This window comes from Chromobacterium vaccinii (assembly GCF_001855275.1).
GTDB classification, from domain to species: Bacteria; Pseudomonadota; Gammaproteobacteria; order Burkholderiales; family Chromobacteriaceae; genus Chromobacterium; species Chromobacterium vaccinii.
Genome location: NZ_CP017707.1, coordinates 264,804 through 286,275, shown reverse-complemented (window position 1 = coordinate 286,275; position 21,472 = coordinate 264,804). Strand labels below are relative to the sequence as shown.

At 64.4% G+C, this 21,472-nt stretch carries 17 protein-coding genes; 8 read left to right on the top strand and 9 right to left on the bottom strand.

What is annotated here, in order from left to right; translation table 11 throughout:
* Positions 1-19 precede the first annotated feature (19 nt).
* The 4 genes from BKX93_RS01255 to BKX93_RS01240 all read left to right on the top strand — a co-directional run bounded on the left by BKX93_RS01255 (position 20) and on the right by BKX93_RS01240 (position 5,320).
* Positions 20-1,918, top strand: coding sequence for a GMC family oxidoreductase (locus BKX93_RS01255; RefSeq protein WP_046155843.1), 1,899 nt, complete (start codon positions 20-22; stop codon positions 1,916-1,918).
* The gene (locus BKX93_RS01250) at positions 1,911-3,047 is read left to right on the top strand and encodes a ferritin-like domain-containing protein (RefSeq protein WP_052729115.1); all 1,137 of its coding nucleotides are present in this window, start codon (positions 1,911-1,913) and stop codon (positions 3,045-3,047) included. Before BKX93_RS01255 ends, BKX93_RS01250 begins: the two co-directional genes overlap by 8 nt.
* A gap of 335 nt (positions 3,048-3,382) precedes the next feature.
* On the top strand, positions 3,383-4,057 hold the full coding sequence (locus BKX93_RS01245) for a hypothetical protein (RefSeq protein WP_046155842.1): 675 nt from the start codon (positions 3,383-3,385) through the stop codon (positions 4,055-4,057).
* Positions 4,058-4,261: 204 nt separating this feature from the next.
* Positions 4,262-5,320: an RNA methyltransferase gene (locus BKX93_RS01240; RefSeq protein WP_070981619.1), complete on the top strand. Its 1,059-nt coding sequence runs from the start codon at positions 4,262-4,264 to the stop codon at positions 5,318-5,320.
* A 73-nt stretch (positions 5,321-5,393) separates the two neighbouring features.
* Here the strand turns inward: BKX93_RS01240 and BKX93_RS01235 are convergent, their stop codons facing one another.
* The 5 genes from BKX93_RS01235 to BKX93_RS01210 all read right to left on the bottom strand — a co-directional run bounded on the left by BKX93_RS01235 (position 5,394) and on the right by BKX93_RS01210 (position 10,602).
* Positions 5,394-6,707 (bottom strand): aerolysin family beta-barrel pore-forming toxin, encoded by a 1,314-nt coding sequence (locus BKX93_RS01235; RefSeq protein ID WP_083340378.1) that lies wholly within the window; start codon positions 6,705-6,707, stop codon positions 5,394-5,396.
* A gap of 663 nt (positions 6,708-7,370) precedes the next feature.
* On the bottom strand, positions 7,371-7,595 hold the full coding sequence (locus BKX93_RS01230) for a hypothetical protein (RefSeq protein WP_046155840.1): 225 nt from the start codon (positions 7,593-7,595) through the stop codon (positions 7,371-7,373).
* Between the two features lie 226 nt (positions 7,596-7,821).
* Positions 7,822-9,048 (bottom strand): sugar MFS transporter, encoded by a 1,227-nt coding sequence (locus BKX93_RS01220; RefSeq protein WP_244887218.1) that lies wholly within the window; start codon positions 9,046-9,048, stop codon positions 7,822-7,824.
* A gap of 16 nt (positions 9,049-9,064) precedes the next feature.
* Complete coding sequence (locus tag BKX93_RS01215; RefSeq protein ID WP_070978254.1) at positions 9,065-9,739, bottom strand: transaldolase family protein; 675 nt, start codon at positions 9,737-9,739, stop codon at positions 9,065-9,067.
* The gene (locus tag BKX93_RS01210) at positions 9,736-10,602 is read right to left on the bottom strand and encodes a helix-turn-helix transcriptional regulator (RefSeq protein ID WP_046166541.1); all 867 of its coding nucleotides are present in this window, start codon (positions 10,600-10,602) and stop codon (positions 9,736-9,738) included. Before BKX93_RS01210 ends, BKX93_RS01215 begins: the two co-directional genes overlap by 4 nt.
* Before the next feature lie 326 nt (positions 10,603-10,928).
* On the opposite strand from BKX93_RS01210, the gene BKX93_RS01205 reads away from it, so the two are divergent.
* The 3 genes from BKX93_RS01205 to BKX93_RS01195 all read left to right on the top strand — a co-directional run bounded on the left by BKX93_RS01205 (position 10,929) and on the right by BKX93_RS01195 (position 13,039).
* A complete protein-coding gene (locus tag BKX93_RS01205; RefSeq protein WP_070978252.1) occupies positions 10,929-11,711 on the top strand; it encodes a M949_RS01915 family surface polysaccharide biosynthesis protein in 783 nt (260 codons plus the stop codon).
* Positions 11,712-11,891: 180 nt separating this feature from the next.
* Positions 11,892-12,545 (top strand): oxygen-insensitive NAD(P)H nitroreductase, encoded by a 654-nt coding sequence (gene nfsB, locus BKX93_RS01200; RefSeq protein ID WP_070978251.1) that lies wholly within the window; start codon positions 11,892-11,894, stop codon positions 12,543-12,545.
* A 38-nt stretch (positions 12,546-12,583) separates the two neighbouring features.
* Positions 12,584-13,039 carry a VOC family protein gene (locus BKX93_RS01195; protein ID WP_046155833.1) on the top strand — a complete coding sequence of 152 codons (456 nt, stop codon included), beginning with the start codon at positions 12,584-12,586 and terminating at the stop codon, positions 13,037-13,039.
* Between the two features lie 21 nt (positions 13,040-13,060).
* On the opposite strand, the gene BKX93_RS01190 is transcribed toward BKX93_RS01195, so the two are convergent.
* The 3 genes from BKX93_RS01190 to BKX93_RS01180 are packed head-to-tail and all read right to left on the bottom strand — an operon-like array spanning position 13,061 to position 18,693.
* Positions 13,061-14,440 carry an efflux transporter outer membrane subunit gene (locus BKX93_RS01190; protein WP_046155832.1) on the bottom strand — a complete coding sequence of 460 codons (1,380 nt, stop codon included), beginning with the start codon at positions 14,438-14,440 and terminating at the stop codon, positions 13,061-13,063.
* The gene (locus BKX93_RS01185; protein ID WP_070978250.1) at positions 14,437-17,565 is read right to left on the bottom strand and encodes an efflux RND transporter permease subunit; all 3,129 of its coding nucleotides are present in this window, start codon (positions 17,563-17,565) and stop codon (positions 14,437-14,439) included. The genes BKX93_RS01190 and BKX93_RS01185 overlap by 4 nt, the downstream gene beginning before the upstream one ends.
* Before the next feature lie 3 nt (positions 17,566-17,568).
* The gene (locus BKX93_RS01180) at positions 17,569-18,693 is read right to left on the bottom strand and encodes an efflux RND transporter periplasmic adaptor subunit (RefSeq protein ID WP_070978248.1); all 1,125 of its coding nucleotides are present in this window, start codon (positions 18,691-18,693) and stop codon (positions 17,569-17,571) included.
* A 300-nt stretch (positions 18,694-18,993) separates the two neighbouring features.
* Here BKX93_RS01180 and fepB point away from each other — a divergent pair, with 300 nt between their 5' ends.
* Positions 18,994-19,995, top strand: coding sequence for a Fe2+-enterobactin ABC transporter substrate-binding protein (fepB, locus tag BKX93_RS01175; protein ID WP_244887217.1), 1,002 nt, complete (start codon positions 18,994-18,996; stop codon positions 19,993-19,995).
* Between the two features lie 70 nt (positions 19,996-20,065).
* On the opposite strand, the gene entS is transcribed toward fepB, so the two are convergent.
* The gene (entS, locus tag BKX93_RS01170; protein WP_021478464.1) at positions 20,066-21,340 is read right to left on the bottom strand and encodes an enterobactin transporter EntS; all 1,275 of its coding nucleotides are present in this window, start codon (positions 21,338-21,340) and stop codon (positions 20,066-20,068) included.
* Positions 21,341-21,472 lie beyond the last annotated feature (132 nt).

Genomic DNA, 21,472 nt, shown 5'->3' with positions numbered 1-21,472 from the left:
ACCGCCAAGCGAGCACACCATGCGCGACCAACAATACGACGTAGTCATCGTCGGCACGGGCATTGCCGGAGCCGTGCTGGCCAAGAATCTCACCCGGGCAGGCAAGCGGGTGCTGATGCTGGAGGCCGGGCTGAAAGCCGGACTGGAGCTGGATGCCGAAGCCGCCTTCGCCAACTACCAGTCCTATCTGGACACCTTCCATTACAAAGCCGCCCCGGCCACCAACGGCCCTTATCCCGCGCTGGAGGACGCGCCGGCGCCCAATGTGCTGGACATCACGCTGGACATCCCGGCGGAACAGCCCGGTTATCTGGTGCAAATGGGGCCGCAGGCCTTCGGCAGCGACTGTCTGCGCACCCCCGGCGGCACCACGCTGCACTGGTTGGGCAATGTGCCGCGCATGCTGCCCAACGATTTCCGCATGCGCACCCTGTATGGCCGCGCGGTGGACTGGCCGATCAGCTACGACGACCTCAAGCCCTATTACGAACTGGCCGAGCTGGAGATAGGCGTGTCCGGCGACGTGGCTGCCCAGGTGGGGCCGGACATGAACCGCTCCAATTACGGCGAGCGCTATGTGTTCCCGATGCACGCGATCCCGCAGTCGTACCAGGACCTGGCGTGGATACGGAATGCCGCAGGCGCGAAAGTCAGCGTCGACGGGGTGGATTACCAGGTGAGCTTCGTCAGCATGCCGCAGGGCCGCAATTCCAACCCCAATCCTGCATACGGCCAGGGGGACATCCAGTGGTCGCCGGCGACGCAGCGCTTCGTCATCGAGAAAACCCGCGGCGTGTACCAGGTTGTCGGCTCGACATGGTCGCCTTACACCGGCGAACGCTGCGAGGGCAACGCCAGCTGCGTGCCGCTCTGTCCGGTCCAGGCCAAGTACAACGCCCTGAAAACCCTGAAGCAGGCCGACATGAACCGGCTTGTCGTCATCACCCAGGCGGTGGCGTCCAAAGTATTGGTCGATCCCGCCACCAAACAGGTGACCGGCATCGAGTACAAGCATTATCGCCACCCGGACGTAGGCGACTACGCCACGCATACCGCGCATGGCACGCTGTACGTGCTGGCCGCCAACGCGCTGGAAAACGCCAAGCTGCTGCTGATGTCCGGCGTCGCCAACTCCAGCGATCAGGTGGGCCGCAACCTGATGGACCACCTGGTGATGCTGACCTGGGGCCTGTTCAAGCACGAGAAGGTCTACCCCTACCGCGGACCGGGCTGTACCACCTACATCCCCACCTTCCGCGACGGGGCCTTCCGCAGCGATTTCGCGGCCTGGATCTCACCGGTGGACAACTGGGGCTGGTCATGGCCGACCAACGCGCCGGGCAGCGATGTCGGCAACGGACTGCAGGCCGGCCTGTTCGGCAAGGAGCTGCGCGCCTATCTGGCCGACCGCGTGCCGCGCCAGGCGCTGCTGCACTTCGAGTGCGAGCAGCTGCCGTCGCCGGACAACCGGATAACGATAGACGCTCGCTTCAAGGACAAGCTTGGCAACCCCAGGCCGGTCATTCACTACAGCGTCTCCGACTACGAGCGCAAAGCCTTCGCCGCCGCCAAGCAGGCGTCTGACCAGATCTTCGCCCAGGCGCAAATCCAGGACTTCACTCAATACCAGTCCGACCAGCCGGATTCGGTGCAATGGGAAGGCGTGTGGTATGAGTTCTGGGGCGCCGGCCACATCGTCGGCACCCACCGCATGGGCAGCGACGCGGCCACCTCGGTGGTGAAGCCGACACAGCAAACCTGGGACCACGACAATCTATACCTGGTCGGCTGCGGCAACATGCCCACTCTCGGCACCTCCAACCCCACCCTTACCCTGACCGCGCTCGCCTTCATGGCCGCGGAGAACATCATCAGGCAGCTGGACGCGACGGCCTGCCAAGGAGGAAGCCATGAATAACAACTACGCGACGCAAACCTCCCGCGGCCGCCTCCGCCAGCGTCTGATCCGGCCGCTGGAGCCGGCGCTGCAAGCGCTGCTGCTTGCGCCCGCTCCGGAAGGCTTCCGCATCGGCGGCACGATCAAAACCATCGAGCAGCTGCGCGAGCATCTGCAAACCGCCATCGAGCTGGAGCACTCCACCATCCCCGTCTACCTGACCACGCTGTACACGCTGGACGAGCGCAAAAACCAGTTCGCCTACCAGGCCATCCAGGGCGTGGCGATGGAAGAGATGCTGCACATGATCCAGGCGTGCAACATCCTGAACGCGGTGGGCGGCAGCCCCGCCATCAACAAGCCGGATTTCATCCCGAAATATCCGACGCCCCTGCCCCACAGCGACGACGCCTTCCTGGTGTCGCTGCAGAAATTCTCGCCCGACGCCATCGACACCTTCCTGAAGATAGAAATGCCCGCCGGAAAGTGCGCGCCTCCGGAAGCCAACCACTACGCCACCATCGGCCAGTTCTACCACGCGATCCGGATCGCGCTGGTGGAGCTGGACGCGCACAACCGGCTGCACGGCGGCCCCGGCATTTTCACCGGCGATCCCACCCGCCAGGTGCTGCCCGAACATTACTATGGCGGCGGCGGCAAGCTGCTGCCGGTGCATGGGCTGCAGGACGCCTTGCTGGGCATAGAGGAAATCGTCGGCCAGGGAGAGGGCGTTGACGGCACCATCATCGACACCGACAGCATCCTGTTCGGCCAGGACGTGGAATACGCCCACTACTTCCGCTTCAACGAGGTCAAGCACGGTCGGCGCTACCGGCCCGACGACAACGCCAAATACCCGCCCACCGGGCCGGCAGTCGAGGTGGACTGGCAAGCGGCGGCGGACATGGCGCCCAACCCCAAGATGGCCGATTATCCGGAAGGCTCGCCGGTATGGAAGCAAACCCGGGAGTTCAATCGCATCTACACCAGTCTGCTCGACCAGCTGCACGTCGCCTGCAACGGCCAGCCGGCCAGCCTGGCCGAAGCCATCCCCATCATGTACCAGCTGAAGTACCAGGCCCAGGCGCTGCTGAACCTACCCAATGGCCGCGGCGGGCGCGCCGGTCCCAGCTTTGAATACATCGTCTAGGCCTCGCCTTGCCTCGACGGCATCCCGGACTGGGCGCCGCCAGGGCAAGGCGCCAGCGCCTGCCAGATCATGGCGAATGAACTCAGTAGTAACCGCAAGAATGGCGCAATCATCTTTTAGGGCAGGGTCGCCCTGGGCATCCTGATCTATTGTTGATTGGCCGTCGGCGCGGGAAACCGGCTTGGCTCCGAAGGGCAGCCTCCATACGCAGGCCTTGCAGCCCTGGCTGGCAATCATTTCTGCCCGGACACGCCGTCGCTTCCCGCCATAGGCTCAACGCAGCGATTTGAATCAACGAAATTTTCACGTCAACCGCAGATATCCAGGAGATAACCGTGGCCCCCTTCCCGACACCCGTCACCCAAGTCCGCGTCTACCCCTACATTCCGGATGCGCCCATCATCGTGCCTCCGGTGTTCACCGGCGGAGCCGGCACCTACTCGGTAGGCACGCTGACGACCAACATTTTCTACAATCTCGACCTGACTTCCGGAGAGGCCGAAAACGGCGGCCCTCACGCGGGCAACAAGTATTACGCCGTGTGCAAAGACGCTTCCGGCAAGGAATTCACCACGCCGTGGATGACGTGCCTGAAGGCCGGCCCGCAACCCCAGTTCGGACGCACCACCCATCTGGGCTATTCTGCGCACCAGACGGGAGCCGACGCCGGCTCCGACGCGGCGGTCGCCAGCCCCGACATCGCCTACCAGATCCACCTGTCCGATGTCGCTGTGAATGCCTACGTGCCGCCGACCGAGCCGCTGATAATCCCGCTGATTGAGGGCGGCAAGGGCATCGCCACCTTCGCCGGCCTGTTGCCGGGAGGCTCGTGGTCGGTCAGCGTGGCCGGCGGCGAACGCGTGAATCCGCTGCATCCTGGCATGACCGCCACCATCAGCGGCACCAACGTCGCCACAGGCAAACCGTTCCACATCCCCGCCGTTTTCGTCACCAAGGAGGCTGGCGACCCGGCGATCTTCGTACAGCTGCGCCCTCCGCGCGAAAGCTGAACTAGCCGTTGAAACCTGAAACCAGAGCGCCGCATCCATCACAGGATGCGGCGCTCTGGCGTTATCCATTCCCATTCTCCAAACGCGGCCCGCATCCCGCCGGCAAAATCCCCACCGTTCCGAGCCGACTTGCGCTACGCTACGCGCCTTGTGCCGAAACGCGCGCCGCCGCGCGCGGGCAGCAACCGTATTCAGAAGCAGCGCATGCGTATTCAGGAATTCCATCAAGCCCTCGCCGGCATCGGCGCCCGCCCCTGCCATATCGGCCGCATCAACCGCGCCTGGCTCAAGGGGCAGCCGCTGGACGCCGGCACCCTCCGCCAAAAGAGCGAAGACTACTTCCCGCTGTCCGTGCGCAACGGTCTGCCGCCCATCGCCGCCCAGGTGGAAGCATTGGCCCGCATTCATTCGCGACACTCGGCGGACGATGGCTCGCTGCGGCTGCTGGTAGAACTGAACGATGGCCAGATGGTGGAAAGCGTACTGCTGCCGCGCGACGGGCTATGCGTGTCCAGCCAGGTGGGTTGCGCGGTGGGCTGCACCTTCTGCATGACCGGAAAAAGCGGCCTGCTCCGCCAGTTGGGCAGCGCGGAGATCGCCGCGCAGGTGGCGTTGGCGCGGCGCATCCGTCCGGTGAAAAAAGTGGTGTTCATGGGCATGGGCGAGCCGGCCCACAATATGGAAAACGTGCTGGAAGCCATCCAATGGCTGGGCACCGACGGCAATATCGGCCACAAGAACCTGGTGTTCTCCACCGTGGGCGATCCGCGCGTGTTCGAACGCCTGCCCCAGCTGCAGGTGAAGCCGGCCTTGGCGCTGTCGCTGCACACCACCCGCGCCGATTTGCGCGAACGGCTGCTGCCGCGCGCGCCGCGCATCGAGCCGGCCGAGCTGGTGGAGCTGGGCGAGGCCTATGCCCGCGGTTCAGGCTATCCCATCCAATACCAGTGGACGCTGCTGGCCGGCGTCAACGACAGCCGGGAAGAGATGGATGCCGCCGTGCGCCTGCTCAAGGGCAAATACGGCGTGCTCAACATCATTCCCTACAACAGCGTGGAGGGCGACGATTACCAGCGCCCCAGCGACGAGCGCATCGCCCAGTTCAAACGCTATCTGTACGACAACGGCGTGTTGACCAAGGTGCGCGACTCGGCCGGCCAGGACGTGGACGGCGGCTGCGGCCAGCTGCGCGCGCGGGCCGCTGGCGTCATCGATACCAGCCGGCTGCGAAAACGCCGCGGCGAATCCCGCCCTGGTCAATAAAAAAACGCCTGCGCCCGGCATGCTGGCCCGGACACAGGCGCTGTTGCGGCAAATCAATCCCTTCTGGGTCTGATCACCTTAGCGGCGATGCGGCGGACGGCGCGGCCTGCGGCTTGCCCACCGTGAAGCGCAGGTTCTTCAAGCGGCCCGGCACATCCTTCAGGTCCCCGCTCACCACGCGATACTGGATCCCGCCGGAGGCCGCCGCGCCCAGGCTGGCCGAGCGGGCGGTCTGCGCCTGCGCGCTCAGCGGCTCCACCGGACCGGCCGTGATGGTGTAGGCCGTGGAGTCCACCGCGCTGAACATCCCGGTGAACTGCTGCTTGAACTTGCGCTTGGAAATCGAGCCGATGTAGTACTCGATGGTGCTGCGCGAGTACTGGTTCACCGTCCAAGGCCAATCCCATTTCGACGTCGCCGGGTTCAGGTATTGCGACAGCAGGTCCTGCGCGCCGTTCAGGCCGTCCTTGCCGCCGAACTTGCTCAGATAGAACGGACGGTTGGACGGATGGCCGTTCAGCGCATTGTCGCTGTAGCGCAGGAAGTTGTACAACTCCGCCTCGTAGGTCAGGAACATCTTGGAGGTGTACGGAATGTTGGCCTTCTGCTCGAACAGCGTCAGCGTGATCAGCCGCTTGCTCTTGGGCGGCAGCACCGCCCGGTATTCCGCGGTCTGCGAAGTGGTGCTGCTGGTGCCGTTGGTGGTGGTCCAGTCCGCCCCGGAAGCGATCTCCACAGCCACCGAGGTCTCGGCCCCGCCGATCAGCGGCAAGCCGCCCGTCCACTTGTTGGTCATCGTCACCTTGCCGCTGACGCTGATCTTGTCGGCTTTGGACCAGCTGACCGTGGAATCGTATTTCAGGTTGGCCACGCCGGTGTCGGACTGATCGCTGTGATTTTCCAGCACCACCGTCACCACTTTCAGCGGCTTCTTGTTGTACAGCTCCGGCGAACCCAGTTTCATGTCGTCCGGCTCCATCATCCACTGGATGTTGGAAAAGGCCATGCGGAAACGCTTGTCGGCCCAATACCCGCCTGGCCCTTTCGGATCGTACTTGGCATTCATCATGTAGCGGTATTTATTGTCCGGCATCGACAGATTGTCCAACATGGTGTCGATGCGCCGGTATTCAAACTCCTTGCCCACCGCGGTATTGCCGTTGGTATTGCCGCCTACCCAGCCATAACCGAGATAATGCGCCAATGACGCCCATGGTTTGAAAAATGCGTCCGACGTCACGATTTTCTGGATGGTGGACTCGTTATCCGGGGACATCTCCGTATACACCACGTCGCTGAATTGTGGCACGGTATCCGCCGCCCATGCCTGCTGCTGGCAAGCGATGAGCAATATTGAAGCGGGAAGCGTGGCTTTTATCAATTTCATGTTTTATTCCCTGCGTAAGAAATGAATCAATGCAAGCGCCGGCCATCCGGTCTGCCAATGGAATATTCCGGCCTTTATGCCACTGCAATGCAGAGCAAATACTTTACTTTGCATGAAGAATCCTAATTAGTGCCGGACATCCATCGCAATATTTCTTAACGCCGCATTTGTAAACATTTACCCAATTTCATTTACACATCACTAAAATGAAAAATACTAAGTAAAAATGCTTATGTCCTGGCGCTAGCTGTGGCGGGTTTAAAAACGCTGAAAATCAATAATCATCTGGTCGCGCCTTGATGCATTGCGCCGCACCAAATCCATCCTTTAGAACAGGTGCCGCATTCGCCACATAATTGTCAAGCCGCACAACCCCATATCTGACAGCGGAAATGGACGCAGGTCTTTGTCGAGACCATTCGCAGCACGCGAATGCCGTCCAACGACGGCGGGTATTGCCGGGAAGGCTGGACGCAAGCGAGAGGCAGCGCCCGCGCTGACGGGGTGAGAGTACTTAGGGATACAAGCGCCAGGCTACGCTGGCTAGGGGGGAAGCTACATGGCAGTTGGCAAGCTGGCGCGCTTCGCCGCCACGCGGACATCGCGCCGCAACGCCAGGTGTGACGCCAGTCCGTTCCGGTTGTAATCGGACTGGCTACGCCGTCACAGGGAGGGGGTATGAATATCGTCCGGATTCAACAGCCGGTGCTTCAGCCCCAGCTGCATCAGGGAAAGCAGGTATTCCTTGGTGAATACCAGCGAGCCTTCCCATTCCGATCCTTTTGCGCCGACGATCACCGGGCTGGTGACCAGCACCTGATCGCCCTGAATCACATCCAGAGCATAATCATCGTCCGCTATTTCCTTGACAAGTCTGCTTGGATTCATCACTGTTGCTCCTGGTGGGATTTTCCTGCATCGTTCAGTACTGAATCAAACTGCCGAGCAGCATGAAAAAAATCATACGACGCCAAGATATCCCATGCCGCGCCGGCAAATAAGTACAGATTTCTGTAGTCTTTCTTCTTCCTGTCCCAAAAGCCGAGCAACAGCGAAAATTTGCGCGCCAAAACGAATAAAGCCGGCTTTCGCCGGCTTCCTTGCGCCCATTCCCTCAAATCGAGCCAACCACAACCTGAGCGGTCTTCTCTTTCTCCAGATACACGCTGTACAGGAAGATCACGATGAAGCTGGCCAAGGGGATCGCATACGCCAGCGGCGTGCCGTAATGATCGGACACATAACCCATCAAATAGGGATAAACGGCCCCGCCGCTCACCGACATCGCCAGGATGGAGCTCGCGCGCTTGGTCTGGCGCTCCAGTCCCTTGATCGCCAGCGAGAAAATGGTGGGAAACATGATGGACATGAAGAAGAACATCAGGGTCAACGCGCCCACCGCGATGGCGCCGCCCATGGTCACCACCACCAGCGACAGCAGGATGTCGGCAAAGGCGAACAGCATCAGCAATCGGCCTGCGGACAGCCGGCCGATGGCGAAAGTGCCGACGAAGCGCCCCACCATGAACAGCATCATCGCCAACGACAGCAACCAGGCCGCCGACTGCGCGTTCAGCCGCATGCCGCTCTCCATCGCGTAATTGATGAAGAAGGCGCCGATCCCGACCTGAGCCGCCACGTAGAGGAACTGCGCCAGCACCCCGAACACGAAGCGCCCGTTGCGGATCAGCGGCCGCCCTACCTCTCTGGCGGCGGCCTCATACCGTCCCGCATCCGGCATCGGCGTTCTGGCGATGGCCAGCGCCAACAGCGCCACGAATGCGGCGATCCATGCATAGACCTGCATCACCATGTCGTGCTGCGCGCCAGAGGGCGCGCTATTGCCCAGCTTGAAGAAGAAGGCTCCGCCGATCAACGGCCCCACCACGGTGCCCAGTCCGCAAAAAGCCTGGGCCATGTTCAGCCGCCGCTCGGAACGGTTCTCGTCCCCCAGCAGAGAAATATAGGGGTTGGCGGTGGTTTCCAGGAAGCCCGACCCGCAAGCCAGCACGAACAGCGACAGCACGAAGGCCAGGAAGCTGGCGTTCAGCAGCGACGGGATGAACAACAGCGCGCCGACGGCGAAGAAGCACAAGCCGGCGATCAGCCCGCGCTTGTAGCCGAAGCGCTCGTTGAACAAGGCCGCCGGGATGGCGATCACGAAATAGGCCAGGAAATAAGCGGTCTGCAGCCAGCCGGAATCCGCCTTGGACAACCGCATCGCCTGCTGGAAATGCTTGTTCAGCACATCCAGCAAGCCGTAGGACATGCCCCACAGGAAGAAGGTGCAGGTCACCAGGATGATGGTTTTCTTCAACAGCGCGTCATCACGATTCATCATTTGCTTTCTTGCCTTCTCACGCCTTGAACAGCGCGGCGTCCCGCGTCAGCCCGTTGCTCTGCCATGCCGCGTCGAACTTGCGCAGGCTTTGCTCGATGTCCTCGCTGGACGCGTGGAGCTGCTGGAACACCTCCACCGGCAGCGTGGCCGCGGCCACCCCGGTTTGCGCGCAGCGCAGGAACTGATCCACCGTTTTGACCGCCGCCGCCAGGATGGCGGTCTTGTAGCCGTAAGCGTCCAGCAGCCGCTGCGACTGCTCCAGCACCTCGAAGGCGTTGCCGGTGGAAAGCTCTATCCGGTTCACATAGGGCGCCGCGTAGCTGGCGCCGGCCAGCGCCGCCAGCGCCAGCTGCCGGGTCTCGAAAATGGTGGTCGCCAGCGTGGAGATGCCCTCGCGTTCGAGAATAGACATTGCGCGGAAGCCATCCTCCGTCGCCGGAATCTTGACGACCATCCTGGGACTGATGCCGGCGATGCGCCGGGCCTGCGCCAGCATGCCGTCCAGTCCGCGCGCCGCCACCTGCACCGCCAGCGGGCCGCTCTGAGCATCCAGTATCTCGCCCAGCACCGCCTCCACATCCCGGTTGGACGTCGCCAGGATCGACGGATTGGTCGTTACGCCGGCCAGCACGCCCATGGCCTGGGCCTTGCGGATGGCGTCAATGTCTATCGTGTCCAGCCATATCTTCATTTGTTTGCACCACTCGCCACGGAAAAGGGGTAAATATTGCGCGCGCTCAGCTTGCCGATCACAAAGCCCAGCTGGCACAGCGACCGGCAATTGAGCCGCTCCTTGATATTCTTGATGTGTTTGTTGACCGCGTCGCTGGTGATGTCCAGCGAAACGGCCGCCTCGGCACAGGACGCCCCGCCCACCAGTTCGCGCATCAGCGCCACTTCCTTCTTGGTCAGGTAGGCGTTATGGTCCGCGTCTCCCAGATAGATGCGCGACACATCGCGGCGGTCCATCAGGCTGTAGAAGTCGGAAACCAGCATGTCGTGGTTGATGTCGCTGTCCAGGATCAGCTTGCCTTTGGCCGATTCCGGCAGGTAGATCCGGTCATGGCCGGCGGATTCGATCACGTCGTGCAGCTTGTACTTGAACAGCGAGACGAACTGATGCAGATAGGCCATCTTGCCGGCCAGATAGTCATTGTTGACGCTGTTGTCGTAAACCGAGCCGAAGTGGAAGAAGTCGCAGTAGCCCTCGCTGCGCTCGATCAGCGTCACGCCGTTGTCAATGCCGAACAGCGCCGCCGCCGAATAAATGGGCTCGCGGTTCAGCCAGTTCCAGAACACGTAGCCGTCGGTGAAATTGTCCGAATCCTTTTCGAACACCGCCAGCTGGAACATTTCCTGCCGCCAATAATGCTGGATCCAGTCCGGAGAATTGGTCAGGGCGATGCGGGAGCCATCAGCGTAATGCCGATCGAAAGTGAAATAAGCGATTTTCAGGCTGCGCAGCGGCCGGGTGAATTCCATCACCGCGTCGGTGGCGGTGAATGACGCGTTGGTCGCGTAAAACCTGTCGCTTTGGAAATTGATGCCCGTCATCGCCCACCCGGCAGTCTTCCGCCTGCGGGGCGTTTCCTCTGCCGCCTGCGCAGATTCGAGTCGATATAATCAGAAATAAAACTGTTCATATAGCTACAAATTACGCTTTAGGAGGTTTTAAGAAAAACGAATCATATCACCAAACCCCAAACCAGAATCTATCAATAAATTCGCTCATTCGGCAACCGTCCATGTACGAACATATATATCGATAAAATAAACCGCCTCCGTTTTTCGCTCCCGACATATCCATTGAAAGAACAGACTTTTCCCGTCTTCGCGGATTGCGTAATATTCCGGCCTTTCGTTTGCCTACGGATTCGAATATGCGCCGTTTTCCCGCCCGCCCCCCTCTTGCCGCCCTGCTATTGGCCTTGGCCGGCTGCCATGGACAAGGCGGCGCGCAACCTGCCGCCGAGGTCCCGGCGAAGCCAGGCCCGGTCAGCCGGGCGGCTACCATTCCCAAGGGCGTGGAGGTCAAGGGCAAGCTGGTGGCGGCCTATAGCTGGCGGGACAGCGCAGGCGACAATCTGCTGGTGCTGGGCGAAACCCATGAGGACCGAGCCAGCGACGAAACCGAATCGTCGCGCCTGTACACGGCGCAATACCGCGTGGACGCGGGACGCCCCAAACGCCTGTGGGCGCTGAATGACGGCGTGGATCAATGCCTGTTCGATGCCAGCGCGGAATTCGACCTGCCGGCAGTAAGCTTCCCTATACTGGGCCGGGACGGCGCGCGCGCGGTGGCGCTGGCTTATCGCCAGACCTGTACCAGCGACGTCAGTCCCAACGAGTACAAGCTGATCCTGCACGCCGGCAAGGGCAAGTTCGGCCTGCGCGGCGCCGACCGCTACGGCGTGCGCAACCGCGATCAGAAAACAGGAGAGGTGGAAGGCCTGCGCCTCCCTGCAGACTGCAGCGCCGGCGCCCAGCGCGACCTGCTGCGCCGCGAAGGCGGCTCGCTGTTCGAACCGCCGCTGCCCGGCTGCTACCAGGATGAAAATGATTTCGCCAAGGCTCCGCCCGCCTACCTGGAATACATGAAGAAACAGTGGTTCAAGCGAATGCGGGAGCTCGACCAGGCATGGCTGGACGGACAAACCGCTTGAGCCCGTGAGCCGAAAGATCCGGCGCGTTTTCGGCTATTTTCAAAAAAACCAAGTAAGTGATTCTGGCAAGAACTAGTTTTTCTCTCGCAGTTTGCAAAGGATCATGCATTAACTGGGCCTCCTATCCCGCGCGAACCGAAAACGCAGGCCAACCGATCACAGACACCCAAGGCAAACACCATGAACATCGCCCACTACGCCAAAACCCGCTACACCACCAAAGCCTTCGATCCCGACTTCACGCTGAGCCCGGATCAGTTGGAGCAGATCGAAACGCTGCTGCGCCACAGCCCCTCGTCCACCAACTCCCAGCCCTGGCATTTCTTCATCGCCGGCAGCGAAGAAGGCAAGGCCCGCGTCGCCAAGGCCACCGCCGACGGCTATGCCTTCAACCAGGCCAAGGTGCTCAACGCCTCCCACGTGGTGGTATTCTGCACCCGCATCGCGCTGGACGATGCCTACCTGCAGACGCTGCTGGACCAGGAAGAGCGCGACGGCCGCTTCGCCGGCGCCGAAGCCCGCGCAGGCCAGCTCAAGACACGCTCGCTCTTCGCCGACATGCATCGCTTCGAACTGCGTGATGCCTCGCATTGGCTGGAAAAGCAGGTTTACCTGGCCGTCGGCACCCTTCTGCTGGGTGCCTCGGCGCTGGAAATCGACGCCTGCCCGATAGAAGGCTTCGACCAGCGAGCGCTGAGCGAGGAATTGGGATTGCGGGAGAAGGGACTGGTCGCCTCGGTGATCGTCGCGCTGGGCCGCCGCTCGGACAAAGACTTCAACGCCAAGTTGCCAAAGTCCCGCTTGCCGGCCGACTCCGTCATCACCCGGCTGTGACTTTATCGCGCCGCCCCGGCGGCGCAGGAGGGATCGCGATGAACATCCAGGGAATCGACCATTTCACGATACGCGCCGCCAACCTGGAAACCAGCGCGGCCTTCTATCAGCGGGTGCTGGGCCTGAGCGACGGCCCGCGCCCGGGTTTTCGCTTTGCCGGGAAATGGTTGTACGCCGGCGGCAGGCCGGTGCTGCACTTGGTGGCGGCAAGCGCGGACAATGCCGAACTGGAAGCATATCTGGGCGGCCGCGCAGCCAGGGCCGGCTCCGGCCGCGTCGACCACATCGCGCTGCGCGGGCAAAATCTGATGGACATGCAAATGCGGCTGCTGTCGCTGGGGCAAAACTTCCACGAGCGCGTGGTGCCGGAGCTGGGCGAGCACCAGTTGTTCATCGACGATCCGGACGGCGTCAGGATAGAACTGATCTTCCCCTACTTCCCGGAAAACCAGATGGCCGGCGAGCAACTGCCGCGGCTGGACATCCAGAACTGACGGCCCGGCCTCTCACCCGCGCTATCCCTCCAGACCACCGCCCAGCGCGCGATACAACGCCGCCATGTTCTCCCCCTCGGCCAGGCTGGCGCTGATCCACTGCTGGCGCGCCGCTTGCGCCGTCCGTTGAGCCTCCAGCAGGCTCAGATAGCCGTCCAGCCCTTGCCGATAGCGCGCTTCCGCCAGCCGCAGCGACGCTTCCGCGCTGGCGAGCGTCGCCTGCCGCGCCTGCCTCTCCTCCGCCAGCGCCTGGCGCTGGCTCAAGGCGTCGGCCACTTCGCGAAACCCGCTCTGCAGGGCTTTCTCGTAAGCGGCCAGCGCCGCCAGCCGCTGCGCCTCCGCCTGGTCCGCGCCGGCCTTGGCCGCTCCGCCATCCAATAATGGCAAACTGGCGTCCAGCGCCAGGCTCAAGGCCCGCGCAGGCGCGTTCAGCAGACCGGCCAGCGTCACGCCGCTGAGTCCTGAGCTGGCGCTGAGTCCCAGCCTGGGCCACAGCCCCGCCCGCGCGGCGTCTACATCCGCATGGGCGGCCCGCAGCAGGTTTTCCGCCTGGCGGACGTCCGGCCGGCGCAGCAAGGCATCGGCCGGCGCGTCCACCGGCAGCGCCGCCAGCGTGTAAGGCTTGTCCTCCAGCGCCGCCGGCAGCCTCGCCTCGCCAAGCTCCGCGCCGACCAGCAATTGCAACGCCAGCCTGTCCCGTTCCGCCAGCCCCTGGTAACGGGCGACATCGGCCCGCGCCTGCTGCGCCACGGTATTCATCGCGCTGACGTCCAGCGCCGAAGCCGCGCCCAGGCGCAGCCGCTCGCGCGTCAGCGCCAGCGAGCGCTCGGCGCTTTGCAGCGTCGCCCGCGCCGCGGCCAACTGGCTGCGGTCGGCGGCCAAGGTCAAATAAGCATTGGCGGTTTCCGAGATCAGGCTGACCCGCGCCGCCTGCGCGCCGGCTTCGCTGGCCAGATAGCGTCGCCACTGCGCGTCGCTCAAGCTCTTCACGCGGCCGAACAGGTCCAGCTCGAACGCGCTGACGCCTAACCCTGCGCTGACGCCGCGGCTGTCAGCCGCCAGCGACGGATCGCCGCCGCGAGTGAGCTGGCGGTTGGCGTTGCCCTGCAACTGCACGGTCGGCAGCCGCGCCGCGTCCTGCACCCGATACTGCGCCCGCGCCGCCTGCACATTGGCGACCGCTGCGCGCAAATCGCGGTTATTCGCCAGCGCCTGGGCGATGGTTTCGCGCAGGCCCTCGTCGACGAAGAAGCGCCGCCAGGCCACATCGGCCTGTCCGCTTTCCGCGTCCGCCGCCGGCCAATGCGCCGGCACCGGCGCGGCGGGCCGCCGGTAATCCGGCTGCGGCGCGGCGCAAGCGGCCAGGCCTACGCAAACCAGCAAAATGGGGATTGGTTTCATCCGCGCGCCTCCGCCAGTTTCAAACGCCGCTGCGCGACGCGGCCGGCCAGACCGCGTATCAGCAGATGCGCCAGCGGCACGAAGAACAGCGTCAGCAGCGTGGCCGACACCACGCCGCCCAGTACCGCCGCGCCTATCGCGTTCTGGCTGCCGGCCCCCGGCCCGCCGGCCCAGACCAGCGGCGCAACGCCGACGCCGAAGGCCAGCGAAGTCATCAGGATAGGCCGCAGCCGCTGGCGGGCGGCGGCCAGCGCCGCGCTCAGCGCATCGTCGCCGCGCCGGATCGCCGCCTCGGCGAACTCGATGATCAGGATGGCGTTCTTGGCCGACAGGCCCATCGTCGTCAGCAAACCCACCTGGAAATAGATGTCGTTGGACAGGCCGCGCGCCATCACCGCCAGCACCGCGCCCAGCACGCCCAGCGGAATCGCCGTCATGGCGGCGCATGGCACCAGCCAGCTTTCGTACAGCGCCGCCAGGCACAGGAAGACGAACAATATCGACACCGCGTACAGCAGCGGCGTCTGGCCGCTGGACAGCCGATCCTGATAAGACAGGCCGCTCCACTCGTACTGCGTGCCCGGCAGCTTGCCGGCTATCGCCTCCACCGCCTTCATCGCCTCGCCGGAACTGACGCCGGCGGCGGCCGAGCCCGACAAGGGCAGCGCCGGCAAACCGTTGTAGCGGTTCAGCTGCGCCGGGCCATATTCCCAGCGCGCGCGGGCGAAGGCAGAAAACGGCGTCATCGTGCCGTCGGCGCCGCGGACGAACCACAGGCCCAGATCCTCAGGCTTGGAACGATACGGCGCGTCGGCCTGCATCATCACCTTCTTCACCCGGCCGCGGTCGATGAAATCATTGATATAGCGCCCGCCCCAGGCGGCGCCCAGCGTGTCGGCGACATTGGCCGGGTCCAGCCCCAGCGCCGCGGCCTTGCTCTGGTCCACATCCAGCCGCAATTGCGGCTTGTCGTCGGCGGCGCCGGAGCGCACCGCGCTCAGCCTATCGTCGCCCTGGGCAGCCTTCAGCAGCTGGTCGCGCGCCTTGGCCAGGCCTTCGCGCCCCAATCCCGACGCGTCCTGCAGCCAGAATTCGAAACCGTTGGTCTGGCCCAGCCCGCCGATAGGCGGCAGCACCATGCCGAACACCTCGGCGTCCCGCTGCGAAGCCAGCGCGGCGGTGGCGCGGTCGGCTATCGCCTGGGCGCTGTTCTGCTGGCCGCGCCGTTGCGACCAGTCTTTCAACGCGACGAAAGCCATGCCGGCGTTCTGGCCGGAGCCGCCGAAGCTGAAGCCTGACAGCATGTACACCGACTCGACATTAGCCTTTTCGGTTTCCAGAAAATGCTTTTCCACCGCGCGCGCCACCTTGTCCGCGCGCTCGTGGGTAGCGCCGGCGGGCAGCGTGAACTGCGCCATCACCGTGCCCTGGTCTTCATCCGGAATGAAGGCCGTCGGCAGCCGTGGATAAAGCGCCGCCAGGCCGGCCGCCAGCGCCAGGTAGACCAAACCACCGCGCAAAGGGCGACGCAGCCAGGCCGGCAGCCAGCGGCCGGCGTAGGCGGACTGCAAATGATTGAAGCGGCGCTCGAACGCCGCCAGCGGGCCGCGTTCGGACGGCGCATGCGGCCGCAGCAGCGTCGCGCACAAGGCCGGCGTCAAGGTCAGCGCGGTCAGCACCGACAAGGCCATCGCCGCGACGATAGTGATCGAGAACTGGCGATAGATGACGCCGACCGAGCCGCCGAAGAAAGCCATCGGCAGGAACACCGCGCCCAGCACCAGGCCGATGCCGACCAGCGCGCCGCCGATCTCGCCCATCGAGCGGACGGTGGCCGCGCGCGCGTCCAGCCCCTCCTCGCTCATCACCCGCTCGACGTTTTCCACCACCACGATGGCGTCGTCCACCAGCAGGCCGATGGCTAGCACCATGCCGAACAGCGTCAGCGTGTTGATGCCGAAGCCGGCCGCCGCCAGCACGCCGAAGGTGCCCAGCAGCACCACCGGCACCGTCAGCGCCGGAATCAGCGTCGCGCGCCAGTTGCGCAGGAACACGTACATCACCAGCACCACCAGCGCCACCGCCTCCAGCAGCGTCTCCATCACCGCGCGTATCGACAGCCGGACAAAATGGGTGGTGTCCTCCGGATAGGCGACGCGGATGCCTGGCGGGAAGTTGCGCTCCAGCTCGGCGACGCGCGCCTTCACCGCCTCAGCGGTGGCCAACGCGTTGGCGCCCGGCGCCAGCATCACCGCCAGGCCCGAGGCCGGATGGCCGTTCAGCCGCGAGCTGCTGCTGTAATCCTCCTGCCCCAGCTCTACCCGCGCCACGTCGCCCAGCCGCACCGCGCCGCCGTCCGGCAGCGCCTTGAGCACGATGCCGCGGAACTGCTCCGGCGTGGACAGCCGCGACCAGGCGGTGACCATCGCGTTCAGCTGCTGGCCCGGCGGCGACGGCAAGGCGCCCAGCTCGCCGACCGAGACCTCGGTGTTCTGCTTGGAGATGGCGGCGCTGACGTCGGACGGAATCAGGCCGTAGCTGTTGAGCTTGTGCGGGTCTAGCCACACTCGCATCGCGTACGGCGCGCCGAAGGCCCGCACCGAGCCGACGCCGTCCACCCGGCTCAGCGGGTCCTGCACATTGCTGGCTAGCCAGTCGGCGATATCGGTATCGCCGCGCTGACCGCTGACATCGTAAAAGGAAGCGATCAACAGGAAGTCGCCCTGCATCTTCTGCACCGACAAGCCGTTCTGCTGCACCTGCTGCGGCAGCCGCGCCAGCATCTGGCTGACCTTGTTCTGCACCTGCACCTGAGCGGTGTCGGCGTTGGCGCCCTGGCGGAAGGTGAGCATGATCTCGGCCTGGCCGGACGAGGAACTGGTGGAACTGAAATACATCAGATTGTCCAGACCTTTCAACTCCTGCTCCAGCACCTGGATCACGCTGGTCTCCACCACCTGGGCGGACGCGCCGGGGTAGCTGGCGCTGACCATCACCGTCGGCGGAGCGATGTCCGGATATTGCGACACCGGCAGCGCGCGCAGCGCGAACAGGCCGGCCAGCATGATGACGATGGCCAGCACCCAGGCGAACACCGGGCGGTCTATGAAGAAACGCGCCAGCATCGCTCAGCTCCTCCCGGCCAGGGCCGGCAAGGCCACCGGCGTCGCCGTCTCGCCCGGGCGGGCCCGCTGCAGGCCGTCGACGATCAACCGGTCGCCGGCCTTCAGCCCCGTCGTCACCAGCCAGTAAGCGCCGTGGGTGCCCTCGGTCGTCAATATCCGCTGTTCCACCTTGCCGCCGGCACCCAGCACCAACGCGGTGGCGCGGCCCTTGTCATCGCGCGCCACGCCTTGCTGCGGCGCCAATACCGCCTGGCGGCGCACACCCTGCTCCAGCTCGGCGCGCACATACATGCCGGGCAGCAGCAGGCCCTCGGGATTGGGGAATTCGGCGCGCAAGGTCACCGCGCCGGAGACGCGGTCCACATTCAATTCGGTGAAGCGCAGCTTGCCGGCATGCCGGTATGGCGCGCCGTCCTCCAGCTTGAGCCTGGCGGCGGCGCCGGCGGGCTCAAGCTCGCCTTCGGCTTGCCGGCGCTTGAACGCCAGCAGATCCTGGCTGGATTGGACGATGTCGACATACATCGGGTCCAGCTGCTGGATGGTGGCCAGCGCCGCGCTCTGGCCTGCCGTGACCAGCGCGCCCTCGCTGATGGCGGAGCGGCCGATGCGGCCGGAAATCGGCGCCAGCACGCGGGTGCGGGATAGGTCCACCCTGGCCGCCGCCACCGCCGCCTCGCCGGCTTTTACCGCCGCCAGGCCCTTGCGGTAATCGGCGTCCGCCTCCTCGCGCTCCTGGCGGCTGACCCCGGCTATCTTGGCCAATTCGGCATAGCGTTCGGCGCGTCCCTTCAGGCTGCCCAATGCGGCGCGGGCGGAGGCCAATGTCGCCTCCGCTTGCTGCAAAGCCGCCTGATAGCCGGCCGGATCGATCTGGTACAGCAGGTCGCCGGCCTTGACCAGGCTGCCCTCGGTGAAATGCCGTTTCAGCACGATGCCGTTCACCTGCGGCCTGACTTCGGCGCTGCGGTAGGCGACGGTGCGGCCGGCCAATTCGGCCCGTATCGCCACGTCTTTCGTCTCCAGCTTCACCACCCCCACTTCTGGCGGCTTGTCCGCCTCCGGCGCTGGCTCCGTCCCCCTGCAGCCGGCCAAGCCCGCCGCCATCGCAACAACCGTCAATATCCGCATATTTCAGTGCATTCCAGCCGCGAAAGCGGGGACCATCAAGCCCCCTGAAGCTGCTCACGCGGACGCATGCAGTCATCGAAAAGCGGACTTGGCGGCTCCTGCTTCGGGCTCAATCGAGTCCAGAAGTCGAACGGCGTACAAGCCGGGCGCAGCGCCCGCGCCCATCCGCCGCTCGCAAGAGCTTGCAGGCAAATTCCCGGATGTGAGACGGGAATCTTGGCATCGGCGACAATGTTAATGATAATACTTATCACTTGCAATAAAATCGCCGGACGCTCTCGAATGCAAAGGAAACACTCCATGCCGCTCCTCCACGCCACGCGCCGCGACGCGCTGCGCCTGGCCGCCGCAGCCGGCTTCGCCGCATTGCTCTCAGCCTGCGACGCTCCCGCCCAATCCGAAGACGCGGCCGCCGCTTCCGCCGGCTGGCCGCGCACGCTGGACACACCCAAGGGCAAGGTGACGCTGGACAAGATGCCGCAACGCATCGTCTCCACCAGCGTGACGCTGACCGGCACCCTGCTCGCCATCAACGCGCCGGTGGTCGCCAGCGGGGCCAGCGCCGCCCATTCCAAAGTCACCGACGAGCAAGGCTTCTTCACCCAGTGGAGCGCGGTGGCCAAGCAACGCGGCGTGACGCCGCTGTACCAGGGCGAACCCAACGCCGAGGCCATCATCGCCGCCCAGCCGGACCTGATCGTGATGGCCGGCACCGGCGGCGACTCCGCGCTGAAACTGTACGAACAGCTGAGCCAGATGGCCCCGACCCTGGTGGTGAATTACGACGACAAGAGCTGGCAGGAGCTGGCGACGCTGTTGGGCCGGGCCAGCGGCCGCGAGGCCGATGCCCGCGCCGCCATCGCCGGCTTCGACGCCGAAGCGGCACAGGTGAAAACCGCGCTGAAGCTGCCGCCGCAGCCGACGGCGGCATTGGTTTATTACGAGGATGGCTCCGGCGCCAATCTGTGGACCCCGCAATCGGCGCAAGGCAAGCTGCTGCAGTCGCTGGGCTTTGAATTGGCCACCGCGCCGGACAGCGTCAAAGGCAATACCAGCATGGGCGTGCGTCACGACATCATCCAGCTGACCGGCGAGAAGTTCGCCGACGGCCTGCAAGGCAAATCGATGATCCTGTTCAACGCCGACCAGGACCAGGTGCCTCAGGTGCTGGCCAATCCCTTCCTGGCCGGCAATCCGGCGGTGAAGGCTAGGCAGGTGTACGCCGCAGGCCTGGACACCTTCCGCCTGGACTACTACAGCGCGCGCAATCTGCTGGCGCGGCTGCGCAAGCAGTTCGGCTGAAAACCGCCCGAGCGGCGACAATAAAAAAGCGGACCGAAGTCCGCTTTTTTCATGGTTCGACGCGCGAAGCTCAAGACCCCGCCGCCTGCTCCGCCGGTTCGCCTTCGGCCTGCTCCGGCTTGCCGCCGGAAAGGCGGCGCAAGGAACCAAAGCCCACGCACATCAGCAAACCCGCCGCGGCCGCGCCCGCGCCGAACCAGGCCACCGCCATCAGCGGCGCCAAGGCCCGCGCCAGCGCGCCCAGACCCAGCGCGCCCAGGCTGTCGCCCACCACGTCCTGGGCGTTCCACAGGCTGTTGACGCGGCCCAGAAGGTGGTCCGGCGTCTGGCCCTGCACCAGCGTGAACTGCAGCAACGAGGCGATGGAGCCCAGATAACCCAGCACCACCAGCGCCGCCAGGCCATAAGCCAGGTGGGTGAAAGCGCCCAAGGAGGCGATGGCCAGCGACGAGGCGGTCACGCAGGCCAGCATCATCGCGCCGGGACGGCTCAACCCGCCCACCCAGCCACTGGTGAAGGCGCCCAGCATCGCGCCCAGCGGCACCGCCGAATACATCAGGCCCACTTCGAACGCGCCGCCGCCGTAGCCATCCTCGGCCAGCGACGGGTACAGCACCCGCACCGCGCTCAGCAACGTCTGCAGCGTGCCCACCGCCACCACCGCGCCGACCACCTTGTTCTGCCACAGGAATTCAAAGCCTTCCATCAAGGACCGCAGCGGGTGCGACGGTTCGGCGTTTTGCGGCTTCAGCGACGGCAGGCGGGTCAGCGGAATCAGCGTGGCCAGCGTGCCGATGCCGGCGAGCAGGTAGTTCCAATTGACGCCTGCGGCGGTGATGATCAAGCCGCCCAGGAGCGGCGACAGCACCGCGCCGAAGCGCACGGTCAGCATGCTCAGCGCGCCGGCGGCGGGCAGATTCTCGCGACCGACGATGACCGGAATCGACGCCATCAGCGAGGTGATGCCGATGCCGCTGAAGAAACCGTCCCAGGTGGACACCACATACAGCGCCGTCACCGACGGGTTGGTCATGAAGCCGTTCAAGGCCAGCGCCAGAAAGCCCAGGCCGCAAGAAGTCCGGCCCAGCAGGATCAAGCGACGGCGGTCCATGCGGTCGGCCAGCACGCCGCCGCACATCAGGCCGGCGAACATGCCGATGCCGTCCAGCGCCATCGCCGCGCCCACCTGCAGCGTGGAACCGGTGAGTTGATGGATCTGCACCGGCACCGCCACCATCAGGATGCCGAAGGCGAACACCGAAATCATCCGGGCGATGAAAATGGAGCGGAAATGAGGATTGAGCCTGAGCAGGCTGAAATCGACGAAGATGGGCGATTTTTTCATGTTATCAACGCAGTGGTTCGAGAAGCGCGGCTCAGTGGCCGCGCGCGGAAAAAATTGACGGCGTCACGCCGCGGCGTGGTTTCTTCATGGAGTTTGCATGGTAACATTGCAGATTCGTATTAGGAATCATTT